Source organism: Bombilactobacillus sp. ESL1187 (assembly GCF_058107155.1).
The window spans coordinates 1359099-1374296 of the sequence record NZ_JBYLTZ010000001.1 but is presented as its reverse complement, the minus strand read 5'-3'; the positions used below and the strand labels follow the sequence as shown (position 1 = coordinate 1374296).

Here is a 15198-nt window from a genome sequence, read left to right as displayed (position 1 = left end):
TCTCCTCATTTAACTAAGGCTTCAAGAAGCCAAAGAATGCACCGACAACACTAATGACTAGAATTGTTAATAAAATCCAAATCATTTTAATATGCTTTTTCTTTAACAGCCAGGCAATAAAGAAGGTAACCAGCAATGGCATTAAGTCCGGCATAATTGAATTTAAAACCGATTGAATTGTTTCAGGATGCTTACCTGCACTAATTGCTACCGGAATTTTAATGACCACCATGGAAGCCACCATGGCCCCAATCACCGTATTACCTAAAATATTAATGGCGTAAGTAATCATATTCATGAGACCATTGGCCATTTTATCCACAAAAGCACTGCCTAATTGATAGCCCCACATCGTTCCATAGTAGCGAACTAATAAATTGGGAATATTATAAATTAGAATAAATAATATGGGTCCCAAAACACTGCCTTTTTGCGCTAAAGAAATGCCAATTCCACTAGCGATAATTTTCAAGCTACCCCAGAAAACAGAATCACCAATGCCAGATAAAGGACCCATTAATCCAGTTTTCATAGCGTTAATAGCACTCGGATCAAACTCAGGATCATTGGCATTTTTTTCTTCCATCGATGCCAAGACACCAGCAATAAACGGCGAAGTTGCTGAAGTACAGTTAAAAAATTCTAGGTGCCGTTTTAAGGCAGCAGTTTTATCTTCAACACGATCATATAACTTATCAATAATTCCAGACATCGTATAAGCAAAGCCCATACTCATCATCCGCTCATAGTTAAACGACGCTTCCATGGGCATACTGCGCCAAAAAATGCCACGTAAATCTTTTTTAGTTAACTTTTTTTGCTCTTGAGACTTAGAAGTCATCCTCTTGTACCTCCGTCTGCGTATTCGCACTAGTCGTTGAATTTTTATGAATTTCATTCATTATTAAGTACATTATTCCGGCAAAAATAGCCCCGATAATCGATGCAGCAACCATATCTAATTTTAGATACGCGGAACAGACAAAACCTAAGAAAAAGAAGGGCGCAACACTTTTGGAAAATGACATATTGATAAGCATTGCAAAACCTACTGCTGGTAGAATTTCAGTTGTAATCGTGATTCCGTCGATTAAAGCTTTCGGAATGATTTGTACGAATGCTTTAACTAAACCACTACCCAAAGCAAAAGAAATCGTTGTCACTAAAGTCATAACTAAAATTCTGGTCAAGGCAGCCCAGAGATGCATGTTACCTGCAGCCTTGATTTTACCTTCATCACTTAAATGATCAGCTTTGTGCGTCATGGCTGGAAAGACGACAACGTACAACAAGTTCTTAACTAATAAACCCAAAGTGGCAATTGGTAAAACCAATGTCAAGGCAACACTCACGCCATAACCATTTTTTAAAGCCAGGGCTGTTGCCAGAATTCCTCCAATAATTTCATCTGGCGGGACAGTTGCTCCAACTCCCATTAAGCCCATAAAAGCTAACTCTAAAGTAGCTCCCATCAATAGTCCTTGCTTAATATCACCAAACAAAACGCCTACCAAAAAACCGGTTACAATTGGCCGTCCAATAAAAGATGATCCCAAAAAATCTTGCATATTAGCAATTAAGGAAATAATGAAAATGCCGATAACTTGTAATATCATTACCTTCTCCTTTACTTAATTAAAGCTGAAAATTCAGTGTCCGGATCATTAGGTGCCTGCTTCACTACCACTTTAACCCCGTTATTTTCTAAATCCGTTAACTGTCTCACATCAGCTGCCGTTACATAGACTGATTTAGCGATATTTTGACTATTTTCTGTTTTATTAGCTAAACCTAAATCAATTAATTTGATATCTGGTGTTAACTTAGCTAAGCGATAAGCGTCATTAATTGTCTCCACGATAATAAACACTCGATATTTATCCGTCACACCACTCTTAATTGCTTTGGCAGAATCTGCAATTGATTTAAAAATCAATTTGGCACTAGCTGGTTTGGCTAATTGTAAAGTTTTTTTGCGAAAAGTATCTTGTGCTACTGCATCATTAGCAATCAAAATCGCATTCGCAGACAAATTATTGGTCCAAGCAAAAGCCACCTGGCCGTGTAACAAACGATAATCAATTCTAGTCATTACAATCATATTCTCGTTTCTCCTTAAAAATCTTCATCCTCGACGGAATCTGCGACATCCATAACGACCTGTAAACCATCCTTGCCCATGGCAACTAATTTCTGTAATTTTTGCATTAATGTGACCGCATCAACTTGACTAGTTACATTAACGTAATTGATCAGTTCCAAGACCAAGGGCAAGTTCATTCCGGTAATCAAAAAGTAGTTATCTTCTCCTTGCACAAATTGAACTAACTCATTATTCACAGATCCTCCTAACACATCAGTTAAGAAAATAATTTGTTCATTCTTTATGGGCGTGATGATTTTCAATAATTGCTCCTGAAAACTCAGATTGTCATCAACATAAGCTGTAATATAATGTAATTTCGGCTGTTGCCCCATAATTAATGACACCGTTTGATACATTCCTAACGCCAAAGTTGAATGACTTGCCAGTACTATTTCCACAGTTTTCACCTTCTTTATAGCCATATCTTCATTTATTAAATCTAGAGCTATTTTCAAATTCAGGCAATAAAAAAAAGACCATTTCTTAAAATGACCTCATTTTTAAAACCAATTTAGGGACCAATCATCTCTGAATTGTATTTTTATAATTAATAAAATTAGGATTATACCATGACTGTGTATATTCAACTAATTTTTTTCTTTTAGTAAAACCTTGATATTCAAAATAAAGCAAATAACGCTCTTCGGCTAACTTCAACTGCTCCGCAACAAAGGGCGCTTTTTCAACAGATTGGGCCTGAAAAATCGTATGAAACATAATTGGCTTTTTATTTCTAAAAGCCATATAATCATACAACGACAATTTTCCAAAATCATAGCGATGGGCATCTTCAAATTCTCTAAACGGAATATAAGATTTTTGAAAGGCGATTACTTGTTGTGACACCATTCTAGTCCGAATTAACTCGTAAAAATCTTCATATTTATTATCAAAAATCAATTGCAATTTTGGAGAATGATAAATGGCTTTAAATGACCAAACACGACTAGTAGTATTTCTTTTATTAATACGCATAATTTGTGTAAACGAATTGGGCGCATCATCACCAATTTTCACCAAATTGTTAGTGCCCACTTCCACTAAATACGTCCCATCACCGCGCCTTTTTTCTAAAATATTATCAGCCACTAATGAATTTATCGCATTTTTAATAGTTGTACGACTGTAACCTAATTGACTAACTAAAGTTCGTTCATTCCAAATCCGTTCATTAAATTTAAAAGTCCCACTAGTAATTAAATTGAGAATTTTTTCCTTAGCTTCAATATACAAATAGGTCTTCAATCTCCTTCTCCTTTTTGAAAAATAAATTGGTCCGGCAACAGCACTGTTTCTTCCGAGCGAATAATCGTTCCTTGATTGTTACGAAAAATTGCTTTTTCTACCAAAACTTGTAAGCGGTCAACTTCTTGTTTGAACAATTTACGTTCCTGTTCATTAGCCCATGTCAACATCACATTTTGAGTGATTTGATTAACCTGACATTGATAATCTACTAGATTTTCCAAATCCATTAAATCACTTTGATCCAATTGTGGTAAAAAGCGGTTGGGAATTAAGGAAGTGATAATGGCAGTTGGTTGCTGTTGTTCTAACAAAACGAAGACGCGCTTTCTTAAGCGGCCTATTTTTTGTGCAAACATTGTATTATAAAAACCTGATTCTGCGACTTCTTGTACGTTAATCAACTTTGGATGCTGCTTAACTTTTTGAAGAGGAGTCGTATATTTTTTTAAATCAATTACTTCCATATTATTTTCAGACCATTCTATCAATAGCGTTCCATGCTTGGTAAATTGCTTATTACTAACATATTATATACCACCGTTTAATCGCTAATTATTCAGACTTTCAGCCACTGTTTCTGATTCTAATCAACTTGTAATAGCAAAAAAATAAGGTTGGAACAATAAGATTAATGATCGTATTCTATCTAGAAGTAAACGAACATTAATTCATTATTGCGTTCCAACCTTATTGTTTTTTAAAACAGATTAATTGATATGCAATTTTTGCCGTAAATTAGCAACTTTGGAGCCTAAAATCTTCTCCGCTAAGTGCGATTTTAAAATTAAATAACCATAGATCCCAACACCTAATACAACTTCCAGGCATAATAACACAATAGCCCACGGGCGACCTTGATTATTCACCAAATGATATGCAACAAAATCCAAGATTAAAATGGCTACTAACATCACAACTGTTAACATAAAAATGCCACAAGTACGGTTAATGGTCGGCTGTAATTTAAACTCAAATTTCACACACAATAATCGCAACATCAGCCAACACGTGACCGCCATGCCAATAGCAGTCGCCATTAAGGGCCCAAAACTACTAAAAATTAAAATACATGGATATTGTACAAGCATTTTAACAATAAAACCAATCACAAAATATTTAATCGCCATTTTATTTTGATATAGTCCTTGTAAAATAGCTGACAAAACCGTAAATAGCCCCAACAAGATAGCTACTACACAACTAAATTGTAACAAGTAAATCCCCAACTGATCATATCGATAAAACAAAATATACAAAGGCTTAGCTACTGCATACATGCCTAAAGCTGCCGGTAACATAACTAAGAAAAACAATTGTAAGATATTACCAATTTGATCTTGAATTTCTTTTTGGTTATGACGCGAATAAGCTGCTGACAATAAGGGGATCGCAGTAACAGCCATCGCTGTTGATAAAGAAACCACAATCATAATTAATTTATTTGCATTAAAGGCAAATAGAGCATACATGGCATTCAATGTGTCTTTACTAAAATGTTGAAACGACGACATCATTGAATTAAACGTCGACTGATCAAATAATTGGAATAAGATAATGCCAGAATCCAGAATAATAAAAGGAACTGCTTGGCGAATAATTTCTCCAAAAAAATTCTGATGACGTGTATCAATTTCAAATTTACTTTGTCGTGATAGACGGCGAATTTGCGGTAATTGCTTTAAAAAGTAAATTACCAACACTCCTAAACCAAAGACCGCACCAATGAAAGCTGCAAAGGTCGATTGCGTTACGGCACTAACATAACTGCCCTTTTGCACCTTCATAATTAAATACGTTGCCGCTAACATATAAATTACGCGCGCCACTTGCTCAATTAATTGAGAAACCGCTGAAGGTGCCATTTGTGAATAGCCTTGAAAATAGCCCCGCATGAGACTCATCAACGGAATGATTAATAATGCAATCGCCAAGGCCCTTAAAACTGGAATGGCATTGGCATTGCCATCAGCAAACCAATCACTCAAAAGCGGTGCGCCAAAATACATCAGCGCTGCACTAATTATGCCCATCCAAGCCATGATTTTGATGCCTTGTTTAAATAACTGGTTTCCCGCCGCATACTCGTTTAAAGCATTGTAATGCGCAATTTGTTTGGAAATTGCCCCGGGAATACCCGCCGTCGAAATTATCAAAAACAGACTATAGATATTATAGCCCTTAGCAAATAGGGCATTGGCCAAGGTAGCCGTTAAAACGGAACCAAACCACATATTCCACGGAATGATATAAATAGCACCCAAGACTCGCGAAAAAATACTTCCCGCCGTCATCCAAGCTGAACCCTTAATTAAATCATTTTTGCCACCAGTTACCGCAGTTGTCACTGTATTCTCTTCGACATCTTGATCCATCAAATTGATCCTCTCTAAAATTGATGAATTATTATTTTACCACAAAATTCACAATTTTTTGCGGAACCACAATGGTTTTTACAATCTTTTTATCAGCAATAAATGATTGTGTCTTTTCATCAGCTAATGCTCTTTGTTCTAAATCAGCTTTGGAAATATCAACTGGCACCGTAATCTTATTTCTTAACTTACCATTAACTTGCAAAATAACTTCGACTTCAGCACTAACTAGATCTTCTTCATTGTAAGTTGGCCATTGAGCATAAGTGATGGATTCATCATGACCTAATTTTTGCCAAATTTCTTCAGCAATATGCGGTACGATTGGAGCTAACATTTTAATTAAACCTTCAGCGTAATCCTTTGGAAACTGATCTTGCTTTTGCACAGCGTTGACAAAAGTCATCATTTGCGAAATTGCCGTATTAAATTGTAATTTTTCATAATGCTCACTAACTTGTTTCACAGTTTCACTATAAATCTTTTTCAAATCAGCATTCGGCTGCTCGGTAATAAAATCAGTCCGCAAAGTGTTGTCATCATCTGCATTAATATATAAGCGCCAAACCCGCTCTAAGAAACGATAAGAACCAGCTAAGCCATCTTCACTCCAAGAAATGGAAGCATCTAACGGTCCCATAAACATTTCGTAAAGACGTAACGTATCAGCACCATATTCATCGACAACATCATCAGGATTAATAACGTTGCCTTTGGACTTCGACATTTTTTCGTGATTATTGCCCAAAATCATTCCTTGATTAAATAATTTTTGGAACGGTTCTGGTGTCGGTACAACACCTAAATCGTATAAGAACTTATGCCAAAATCTTGCATACAGTAAATGCAGCACAGCATGTTCGGCTCCACCGACGTATAAATCAACGGGCATCCACTGTTTTAATTTTTCATAATCAGCGATTGCTTCATCATTATGTGGATCTACATAACGCAAGAAATACCAAGAACTACCAGCCCATTGTGGCATTGTATTGGTTTCCCGCCGACCTTTGCGGCCATTTTTATCAACCACATTGACCCAGTCAGTCAAGTTAGCCAACGGACTTTCAATCGTTCCTGAAGGTTTAATATCATGTTCTGCTGGCAAACGTAATGGTAATTCATCTTCAGGAACTAAACTCGTGGTTCCATCTTCCCAATGAATAATTGGAATGGGTTCACCCCAATAACGTTGCCGTGAAAAGACCCAATCTCGCAAGCGGTAATTAACTTTCTTTTGGCCAACCTGATGATCTTCTAACCACGCCAAAACCTTATCAATTGCCTGCTGTTTATTTAAACCATTTAAAAATTCCGAATTGATATGTTCACCATCACCTGTATAAGCATGATCACTGACATCACCACCCGCAATGACTGCTTTAATTGGTAAATCAAACATTTTAGCAAATTCGAAATCCCGGTCATCATGTGCTGGAACAGCCATGATAGCACCCGTCCCGTAGCTAGCCAAGACATAATCAGAAATCCAAATTGGTAACCGATCGCCATTAATCGGATTAATAGCGTAAGCGCCTGTGAAAGCACCTGTTTTTTCAGTATTTAAATCGGTCCGATCCAGATCACTCTTTTTAGCAGTTGCTTCCTGATATTGTTGAACTTGTGCTTTTTGTTGTGGGGTAGTAATTTGATCCACTAGTTCATGCTCTGGAGCCATGACTACATAAGTAGCACCAAATAACGTATCTGGCCGTGTCGTAAAGACATTAAACGTTAAATCATGATCGGCAATCTCAAACTTAACTTCAGCACCGACTGACCGGCCAATCCAGTTGCGCTGCATTTCCTTAATATTTTCGGGCCAATCGATCAAATCTAAATCATCCAATAAACGATCCGCATAAGCCGTAATTTTGAGCATCCATTGTCGCATTGGCTTACGGTAAACTGGAAAACCACCACGTTCAGTTTTACCGTTGACAATCTCCTCATTAGCGACTACTGTACCTAAATCTGGACTCCAATTAACAGGAACTTTGGCTTCATAAGCTAACCCCTGTTTATACAATTGTTCAAAGATCCACTGTGTCCATTTATAATAATTGGGATCAGTAGTATTAATTTCGCGCTCCCAATCGTAAGAAAAACCTAGCGAATTAATTTGTCGCTTAAATGTATCAATATTTTGTTGCGTAAAATCAATGGGATTATGTCCAGTTTTCAGCGCATATTGTTCAGCGGGTAAGCCAAACGCATCCCACCCCATGGGATGTAAGACATTGTAGCCTTGCATCCGCTTCATCCGGGCAATAATATCGGTCGCGGTATACCCTTCTGGATGACCAACATGCAAACCTTTACCAGACGGATAAGGAAACATATCTAACGCGTAAAAGTTTTTCTTATTTGGATCTTCTGTTGTTTTAAACGTCTTATGTTCGGCCCAATAGGCTTGCCATTTTTTTTCAATAACGTTGTGATTATAACCCATAATTACCCTCCTACAAAAAAAGTCCCATTGCTATTGCAATAGGACGAAATTTACCCGCGGTACCACCTAAGTTTTATATATTAACTATATAACTCTCAAGTATTTAACGATACCCCGTGACTACTTACTATTAGTTCAGTAATCAAACTCCAAAGATGAGTTCATTAAAAAATATCTGTGAAATCACACTAACCTTCCACTCTCTGATAATCAATTTTTCAATTACTATTCCTTTGGTAAAAACTAATCTGACGCATATTATAAATAAAAATCACGCTAATTGCAACTAGTCTGACGAATTTTCAGTTGCAGCTTCCTGTGGCGAAACTTGAATTGAATTATCAGTAGCTGGGGTTGACTTAGTATTAGAAACTGCTTTAGCCTGCACAACTGGTGCTTTTTTAATAACAGCAGCTGGATCAGCATGATCTCCACTAGGAATTGTCCGTGAAAAATCAGTTTCATTTTTTGCATCCTTAGGCCGATTGCTTGGTTTAGTACTAGGGGCTTGCAATATTTCCTTGTTGGTATTAATTAATTCATTCAGGGAATTATTAACAATAACCGGTAAAGCCGGCGTTTGTGTTTCATTAGTAGCTGAAGCATCAGCTGCTGGATTTTGAAATTTATTTCTCACAATTACCGGGGCTTGTTGATTTTGATAAGTATTCCTTGTAGAATTATGGTTCACATTATTTGTGACTAAACTAACATTATTGACTACAATGTCATTGACACTTGGTTTAGTAGCATCAACTGGTTGATCAAAACGCGTTAGATTATACTTTTCAATCAAACTGTTCAATTTATCGGCATATGATGTATCCGTGGCATAACGCCCCGTTAAAAAGCTAGTAGCATCTTTATAGGAACTAGTTTTACTACGCCAAGCTCCAGAATACATGCCATTATCGCGCAGTAAACGAACGTAGTCTTCTAAGGACTCACGATAGGAGGGATACTTGCGAAAATTAGCTTGAATACCGTACAAATTACCACTGCCATCATCTTCTTGCGTGGCCATATTAACCGCTGATCCTTGAAAACTGCCTTTAACACCAAACAAGTTATAATTAGGCGCCTGGGCTAAAGTACTTGTCCCCCAACCGCTTTCTAAGAGTGCTTGGGCTAACATAACTGAAGCATAAAGATCATTATTATTGGCTAACTTTTGCGCCGATAAACCCAAATAATTTAAAAATGTTTGATCCCCATATCCGGACGATGTGACCACATTTTCCAAGTTATCAGCATCATTGACGTTAATTGTCACTTGATCAAAACTATCAGCATAACTCGTCACACTACTATGCTTTAAAGCATTTAATGCAGTTAAACAACTTAAGCAACTAATTGCAACTAGTTTAACTGATCTTTTTAAATGTTTTTTCATCAGACAGACCCCCTTTATTTGCGACTGAGATAAAAATATACTATGGTCTTCGTCCCAATCTCATTTATTAGTTAAACTTCCCACTACTTCAAGCTAATTATAGTCACCAATGAACTTAATCAATGCCCTTTCCGGTAAGATTTACCAAAAAATTAATTATTTTTTAGGAGATTATTAATGAAATTATCAAAACTATTACTTTTTCTTAGCATTTTCTTTATCTCTTGTTTTTTAATTTTGACAATGATGTTATTTCATCATCAACCAGCATTACGGCACTGTGATTTCTGGTTTTTTCAACACTTAGCTTTTTTAAGTGAACATAATCGAACCTTCTTCAAATACGTTACCACTATTGGTGCGCCCAAAGTCGTCTTTGGCCTAACTATCCTTATTAGCTTCATTTTAAGGAATCAACGCCAACGAATTTTTCTGCTTAGTAACGTAATAAGTAATTTATTATTAAATCAAGTTTTAAAAGCGCTCATTCGCAGACCTCGTCCCGACTTAAATCATCTCGTTCAAGCAACCGGCTTTAGTTTTCCTAGCGGTCATGCTATGGCTACCACTGCTTTAATTGGGAGTTTAATTCTCATCTATTACCAAACTACGAAAAAAAAGCAATTACCATTTTTCTTAATGGTAATTGCCTTCATCATTATTATCAGTCGTCCCATTTTACACGTTCATTATTTTTCTGATGTTTTAGCAGGTACCTGTTTAGCTAGTGGAATTACTCTGCTGATTTACCTTGGCTTTTTTGAAAATCCTTTAACAAATAATCACTATGGTCAAAGAAATTGAGAATAACTGCCACAATTAAAATGATAATTCCCACTACAAAAATCCAGTGCAAGCCTTCATAAACAATTTGTCTAGCTGGTGCTAAATATTGTTTCGCTAACAAATGCGCGGTCGAAGAATTAATCATTTGATCCAACATTTTAAAAGTTAAACCTGAATGTTGTTGTACTCCTTGTGCCATTTTTAGGTTCATCACAATTCCAAAGACGGAAACCATCAATGTTTGCCCCAAATTACGAGCTAACGTATTGAAACTGGTGGCTGTTCCCACTTCATCTGCTGTGACTACACTTTGCGAAGTAACCGTGGAAGTTGTAATCGACAAACCAAAACCAAAACCAACCACCGCAGAGATAATTAGAAAAATGCCAAAGGCCGTTTTTAACGGTAACAACAGATAACACCCACAGCCAACTACTAGAAAGCTAAGTGCAAATAACGTAATTTTATGCGGTGGATATTTGGCAATCATTTTACCGGAAATATAAGAACCAAATAACCAAACTACCGAACTAGGTGTAACCACAAAGCCCCCCATCGACGGCTTCAGTCCTAAAACGCTCTGCATCCAAATTGGCAAATAAGCGTCAAAACCAATCAAGAAACCAGAAATTAATAGAATCGACACATTTTGTACAACAAAAGTACGATTTTTAAATAATTTTAACGGCAAAATTGGATCTGCTTTTTGCCGTTCGACCTTCACAAATACAAAAGCACCTAATACGGCTGCTACTAACAAAATTAAACTAATTAGCCAAGCATGGGCATTATTTAAGTTCTGTAGTCCGAGCATTAAACAAACTAAGACGAACGTTAATAAGATAATACCTGGGAAATCAACCGGCTCACGCACGGCTTGACTGCGCTTAGGTTCATGCAAAAATAATTGAATCAAGAGAATTGTAATTAAACCAATGGGAATATTAATGGCAAAGACCCAATGCCAAGATAGTTGTTCAACAATAAAACCACCTAACAAAGGCGCCACAATTGAGGCAATTCCCCAGGCAGAACCATTTAAGCCAATCATATTGGCCCTTTTTTCTAACGGATAAATATCAGCTAAAACGGTATACGTCAACGGCTGAATTGCCCCAGCACCTAGTCCTTGTAAAACCCGTGACAAAATTAGTTGCAACATAGAATGCGAAATACAACATAAAAAAGAACCCAAGACAAAAATTAATAAACCAATATTTAATAAAATTTTACGACCATAGCGATCAGATAATTTACCATAAATCGGCGTCGTGACCGCGCTCATTAATAAATAGATTGAAAAGACCCAATTCATTAATTTCAAGCCATGTAAATCACTAATAATTGTCGGCATCGCCGTCGAAACAATCGTGCCTTCGACGGCTGTCATGAAAGTTGCTACAAAGACTGCAACCGTGACCCACTTAACGTTTGTTTTTTTTACTATTGAATTCACAATATCCCTACTTTTGAATAGCTTGCTGAATCGCTGTAACTTTGTCTAATTGTTCCCATGGTAATTGCACATCAGTGCGCCCAAAATGGCCATAAGCAGCCGTTTGCTTATAAATTGGCCGCTTTAGATCTAACATTTCAATAATTCCGGCTGGTCTTAAATCAAAGACTTCCCGAATAGCTTGCACAATTTGCGAATCACTATAATCACTTGTATTAAAGGTATTAACATTAATAGAAACTGGACGTGCTACCCCGATCGCATAAGCTAATTGAATTTCAATTTGATCAGCGACCCCAGCAGCAACTAAATTTTTAGCCACATAACGTGCCGCATAACTAGCTGAACGATCAACCTTAGTCGCATCTTTACCGGAGAAAGCTCCACCACCATGATGAGCAAAACCACCATAGGTATCGACAATAATTTTACGACCAGTTAATCCAGTATCACTACTTGGACCACCTAAAACGAAGCGTCCAGTTGGATTAATAAAGAATTTAGTTTCAGCATCCAATAATTCAGCTGGAATAACTTGTTTAATCACTTTTTCAATCACATCTTGCCGTAAATCAGCTAACTTGACATCCGGATCATGCTGCGTACTTAAAACAACTGTATCAACCCGTAAAGCTTTCCAGTTATCATCATATTCGACAGTAACTTGCGCCTTTGAATCTGGGCGTAAATAAGTCAATTCATGTTGTTTGCGGACCTGAGTCACCTTATAAACCAACTTGTGAGCCAAGATAATCGGCAAAGGCATAAACTCTGGTGTTTCATTGGTAGCATAACCAAACATCAAGCCTTGATCGCCAGCACCAATTTGATCTAGCGGATCAGTATCATTGTCTGAATCTCTTTTTTCTAAGGCGTCATCCACCCCTTGCGCAATATCAGGCGATTGTTGATCAACCGCAATAATCACGGCACAAGTATCAGCATCAAAACCGTAAGCCGAATCCGTATAGCCAATTTCACGAATCGTTTGACGTACAATAGCTTGCATATCAACGTAAGCGGTCGTTGATATTTCGCCAGCAACCAAAACTAATCCAGTGGTCACTGTAGTCTCACAAGCAACCCGTGCTTGCGGATCCTTAGCTAAAATAGCATCCAAAATAGCATCACTAATTTGATCAGCTATTTTATCTGGATGTCCTTCTGAAACAGATTCCGATGTAAAGAAATGACGTTCTTTTTCCATAAAAATACTTCCCCCTTGAATTTAGGTTACAGGTAAGCTAAATAGCCCCATCGGGAATTTAGTTAACTAAAATATGTTATCACATATTTAAAAACATTAATACTTAATTATTTATAAACATAATCACGAGTCATTGGCAAGCCAGTTCCAGAAGGACCCTTAGTTAACAGATATTGCACAACATCAATATGTCCGGAGGCAAAGGAAGCAGCACAAGCTTGTAAATACAAATCCCACATGCGACTAAAACGTTCGTCCATCATCTCAATGACTTCTGGTAATTTAGCTTGGAAATTATGATCCCAAATTTCAAGGGTTTTTTGATAATGTCTACGTAACATTTCAGTATCAGCAATTTGCAATCCGGAACCAATAATATTTTGGATATTTTCTGTTAAGCCGGGAATGTACCCACCTGGGAAAATCCACTTATCAATCCAGCCATTGGAACCACCATGTTGTGTTTGCATCGTAATTCCGTGAATCAACGCTTTACCATTGTCAACTAAGAAATCACTAACATCTTGGAAATAACCTGGCAAGTTTTCCTCACCTACATGTTCAAACATGCCCACAGAAACAATGTAATCCCACTGACGGCCCTTCAGTTCACGGTAGTCCGTCAATAAGATTTCTGCGCGATCTTGCAGACCTAATTTTTCAATCTGTGCAGTCACATATTTATACTGTTCTTCACTTAAAGTAATGCCCGTAACCTTTAAATCATATTTTTGTGCAGCAGTCAGCATTAAAGTACCCCAGCCACAACCAATATCTAATAACGTTTTGCCTGGTTGAGGATCTAACTTTTTCAAAATATGATTAACTTTATTCAACTGTGCAGTTTTTAAATCATCATCTTCATGTTCAAAATACGCACAAGAATAAGTTAGCGTCTCATCTAACCAAAGTTTATAAAAGTCATTACCAATATCGTAATGATCTTGAACATATTCTTGATTTTTACTCTCTGAATGTTGACGGTTGGAAACAAATTGTTTAAATTTTTTATTGTATAAAAAGCTATCTTTACTTTGATAAGCGGCTAAAATTAAATCTTCGATACTGCCATCGATCTCAATTTTCTTATCCATATACGCTTCACCTAAAGCAATTGAAGCGTTAGCTGCAATCTCTTTAATTGGAATAGCTTCATGAATAGTAATATGAATTTGGGGATCGCCAGTACCATAAGTTTCAGTCTTACCATCCCAATAGGTTACCTTAAGAGGAATATTAAACGAATTTTTTAATAACTCTTTATAAAAAGTTTTTTCTAACATAGATTATTGACCTCATTTCTCAATCCAATAGTCCTACATTACACCATTAGCTAATAATCTTCAAATTTAGTAAAATTAAACTAGTCTTCATAAAGGAGTTCAGCAATGAAACTAATCAATTCCGCAACTAATCTCATAAGTTTGTTAATTTATCCGATGATTTTAACTTTAAAATACCCCACCAACTATGATCACAATAGTATGGTGTCGTTAATCTTAACAATTCTGATTGTTGTTTATAGTAATATTTTCCACCCCTTAAAAGCCAATAAATATTTCAATCTTATTTATTTCGTATTCAGTCTGGCAATTGCTTATTTGTTAAAATTGCAATCGTACCCTCACTACCTCTTTATTCTTTGGTTATGCGAATTACTAATTTGCTTATTTATTGCTAATAATTCTGTTTCAACTTTTATCTGGAATTTTTTTCTGCCGATTTTTAGTAGTATTGTCATTGTTTTTCCAATACTTCATTTTTTATCCGCCCAAATTATTTTAAATATTATTTTAATTAATTTTTTTACTTTACTGACTACACTAACTAACAACTCGCACCAGATTTTTATCGGTGGGTTTTGCATTGGAGTAGTTTTATTGGGATTATACCTACTACATTATTTAACCAACTTAGCAGTTGTGAGCTATTTAGGTTGCTTTTTAATAATTTTAATAGTTAAATATTTACTCCATTTAAAACTAAACGATTACCAATTAGATATTGTGCGAGGAATTTTTAGTTTTTTAAATTACTTCATTTAAATTTTAATGCTAAAATATTTGCGAAAGTAAAAGTACAGTCTGGCTGGTAATCCAGATCTAATTTTAATAATTAGCAGTAACTAAACCACTCGC

The 15198-nt window shown here is 36.3% G+C and carries 13 protein-coding genes and 1 other annotated feature; of the genes, 1 reads left to right on the top strand and 12 read right to left on the bottom strand.

Features of this window, described 5'->3' with window-relative positions; translation table 11 throughout:
* Positions 1 to 13 precede the first annotated feature (13 nt).
* From AC3B5B_RS06405 to AC3B5B_RS06365, 9 genes are all read right to left on the bottom strand, one after another.
* Positions 14 to 841 (bottom strand): PTS system mannose/fructose/sorbose family transporter subunit IID, encoded by an 828-nt coding sequence (locus AC3B5B_RS06405; RefSeq protein ID WP_489769660.1) that lies wholly within the window; start codon positions 839 to 841, stop codon positions 14 to 16.
* Positions 831 to 1616, bottom strand: a complete 786-nt coding sequence (locus tag AC3B5B_RS06400; RefSeq protein ID WP_489757733.1) for a PTS mannose/fructose/sorbose/N-acetylgalactosamine transporter subunit IIC — start codon at positions 1614 to 1616, stop codon at positions 831 to 833. Before AC3B5B_RS06400 ends, AC3B5B_RS06405 begins: the two co-directional genes overlap by 11 nt.
* 11 nt (positions 1617 to 1627) lie before the next feature.
* Positions 1628 to 2101, bottom strand: coding sequence for a PTS sugar transporter subunit IIB (locus AC3B5B_RS06395; protein WP_489769659.1), 474 nt, complete (start codon positions 2099 to 2101; stop codon positions 1628 to 1630).
* A gap of 14 nt (positions 2102 to 2115) precedes the next feature.
* Positions 2116 to 2544 carry a PTS sugar transporter subunit IIA gene (locus tag AC3B5B_RS06390; protein WP_489769658.1) on the bottom strand — a complete coding sequence of 143 codons (429 nt, stop codon included), beginning with the start codon at positions 2542 to 2544 and terminating at the stop codon, positions 2116 to 2118.
* Between the two features lie 124 nt (positions 2545 to 2668).
* Positions 2669 to 3391: a GntR family transcriptional regulator gene (locus AC3B5B_RS06385; protein WP_489769657.1), complete on the bottom strand. Its 723-nt coding sequence runs from the start codon at positions 3389 to 3391 to the stop codon at positions 2669 to 2671.
* The gene (locus tag AC3B5B_RS06380) at positions 3388 to 3882 is read right to left on the bottom strand and encodes a hypothetical protein (RefSeq protein ID WP_489769656.1); all 495 of its coding nucleotides are present in this window, start codon (positions 3880 to 3882) and stop codon (positions 3388 to 3390) included. Before AC3B5B_RS06380 ends, AC3B5B_RS06385 begins: the two co-directional genes overlap by 4 nt.
* Before the next feature lie 219 nt (positions 3883 to 4101).
* Entirely contained in the window at positions 4102 to 5766 is a 1665-nt protein-coding gene (locus AC3B5B_RS06375; protein WP_489769655.1) for a putative polysaccharide biosynthesis protein, read from the bottom strand.
* A gap of 31 nt (positions 5767 to 5797) precedes the next feature.
* Positions 5798 to 8218, bottom strand: coding sequence for a leucine--tRNA ligase (gene leuS / locus AC3B5B_RS06370; protein WP_489769654.1), 2421 nt, complete (start codon positions 8216 to 8218; stop codon positions 5798 to 5800).
* A 36-nt stretch (positions 8219 to 8254) separates the two neighbouring features.
* Positions 8255 to 8462: a binding site (T-box leader), on the bottom strand.
* A gap of 42 nt (positions 8463 to 8504) precedes the next feature.
* Positions 8505 to 9611, bottom strand: coding sequence for a glucosaminidase domain-containing protein (locus tag AC3B5B_RS06365; protein WP_489769653.1), 1107 nt, complete (start codon positions 9609 to 9611; stop codon positions 8505 to 8507).
* A 177-nt stretch (positions 9612 to 9788) separates the two neighbouring features.
* Here AC3B5B_RS06365 and AC3B5B_RS06360 point away from each other — a divergent pair, with 177 nt between their 5' ends.
* Positions 9789 to 10415: a phosphatase PAP2 family protein gene (locus AC3B5B_RS06360; RefSeq protein WP_489769652.1), complete on the top strand. Its 627-nt coding sequence runs from the start codon at positions 9789 to 9791 to the stop codon at positions 10413 to 10415.
* On the opposite strand, the gene AC3B5B_RS06355 is transcribed toward AC3B5B_RS06360, so the two are convergent.
* The 3 genes from AC3B5B_RS06355 to AC3B5B_RS06345 all read right to left on the bottom strand — a co-directional run bounded on the left by AC3B5B_RS06355 (position 10345) and on the right by AC3B5B_RS06345 (position 14343).
* The gene (locus AC3B5B_RS06355; RefSeq protein WP_489769651.1) at positions 10345 to 11853 is read right to left on the bottom strand and encodes an MDR family MFS transporter; all 1509 of its coding nucleotides are present in this window, start codon (positions 11851 to 11853) and stop codon (positions 10345 to 10347) included. The genes AC3B5B_RS06360 and AC3B5B_RS06355 overlap by 71 nt on opposite strands.
* A gap of 7 nt (positions 11854 to 11860) precedes the next feature.
* The gene (metK, locus tag AC3B5B_RS06350; RefSeq protein WP_489769650.1) at positions 11861 to 13060 is read right to left on the bottom strand and encodes a methionine adenosyltransferase; all 1200 of its coding nucleotides are present in this window, start codon (positions 13058 to 13060) and stop codon (positions 11861 to 11863) included.
* Positions 13061 to 13167: 107 nt separating this feature from the next.
* On the bottom strand, positions 13168 to 14343 hold the full coding sequence (locus tag AC3B5B_RS06345) for a class I SAM-dependent methyltransferase (protein ID WP_489757722.1): 1176 nt from the start codon (positions 14341 to 14343) through the stop codon (positions 13168 to 13170).
* Positions 14344 to 15198: the final 855 nt, after the last annotated feature.

Excerpts from the sequence above, each read along its gene's own strand:
- AC3B5B_RS06365 (WP_489769653.1), bottom strand. The coding sequence starts at position 9,611 with ATGAAAAAACATTTAAAAAGATCAGTTAAACTAGTTGCAATTAGTTGC.
- AC3B5B_RS06400 (WP_489757733.1), bottom strand. The coding sequence starts at position 1,616 with ATGATATTACAAGTTATCGGCATTTTCATTATTTCCTTAATTGCTAAT.
- AC3B5B_RS06375 (WP_489769655.1), bottom strand. The coding sequence starts at position 5,766 with ATGGATCAAGATGTCGAAGAGAATACAGTGACAACTGCGGTAACTGGT.
- AC3B5B_RS06395 (WP_489769659.1), bottom strand. The coding sequence starts at position 2,101 with ATGATTGTAATGACTAGAATTGATTATCGTTTGTTACACGGCCAGGTG.
- AC3B5B_RS06345 (WP_489757722.1), bottom strand. The coding sequence starts at position 14,343 with ATGTTAGAAAAAACTTTTTATAAAGAGTTATTAAAAAATTCGTTTAAT.
- leuS (WP_489769654.1), bottom strand. The coding sequence starts at position 8,218 with ATGGGTTATAATCACAACGTTATTGAAAAAAAATGGCAAGCCTATTGG.
- metK (WP_489769650.1), bottom strand. The coding sequence starts at position 13,060 with ATGGAAAAAGAACGTCATTTCTTTACATCGGAATCTGTTTCAGAAGGA.
- AC3B5B_RS06405 (WP_489769660.1), bottom strand. The coding sequence starts at position 841 with ATGACTTCTAAGTCTCAAGAGCAAAAAAAGTTAACTAAAAAAGATTTA.
- AC3B5B_RS06360 (WP_489769652.1), top strand. The coding sequence starts at position 9,789 with ATGAAATTATCAAAACTATTACTTTTTCTTAGCATTTTCTTTATCTCT.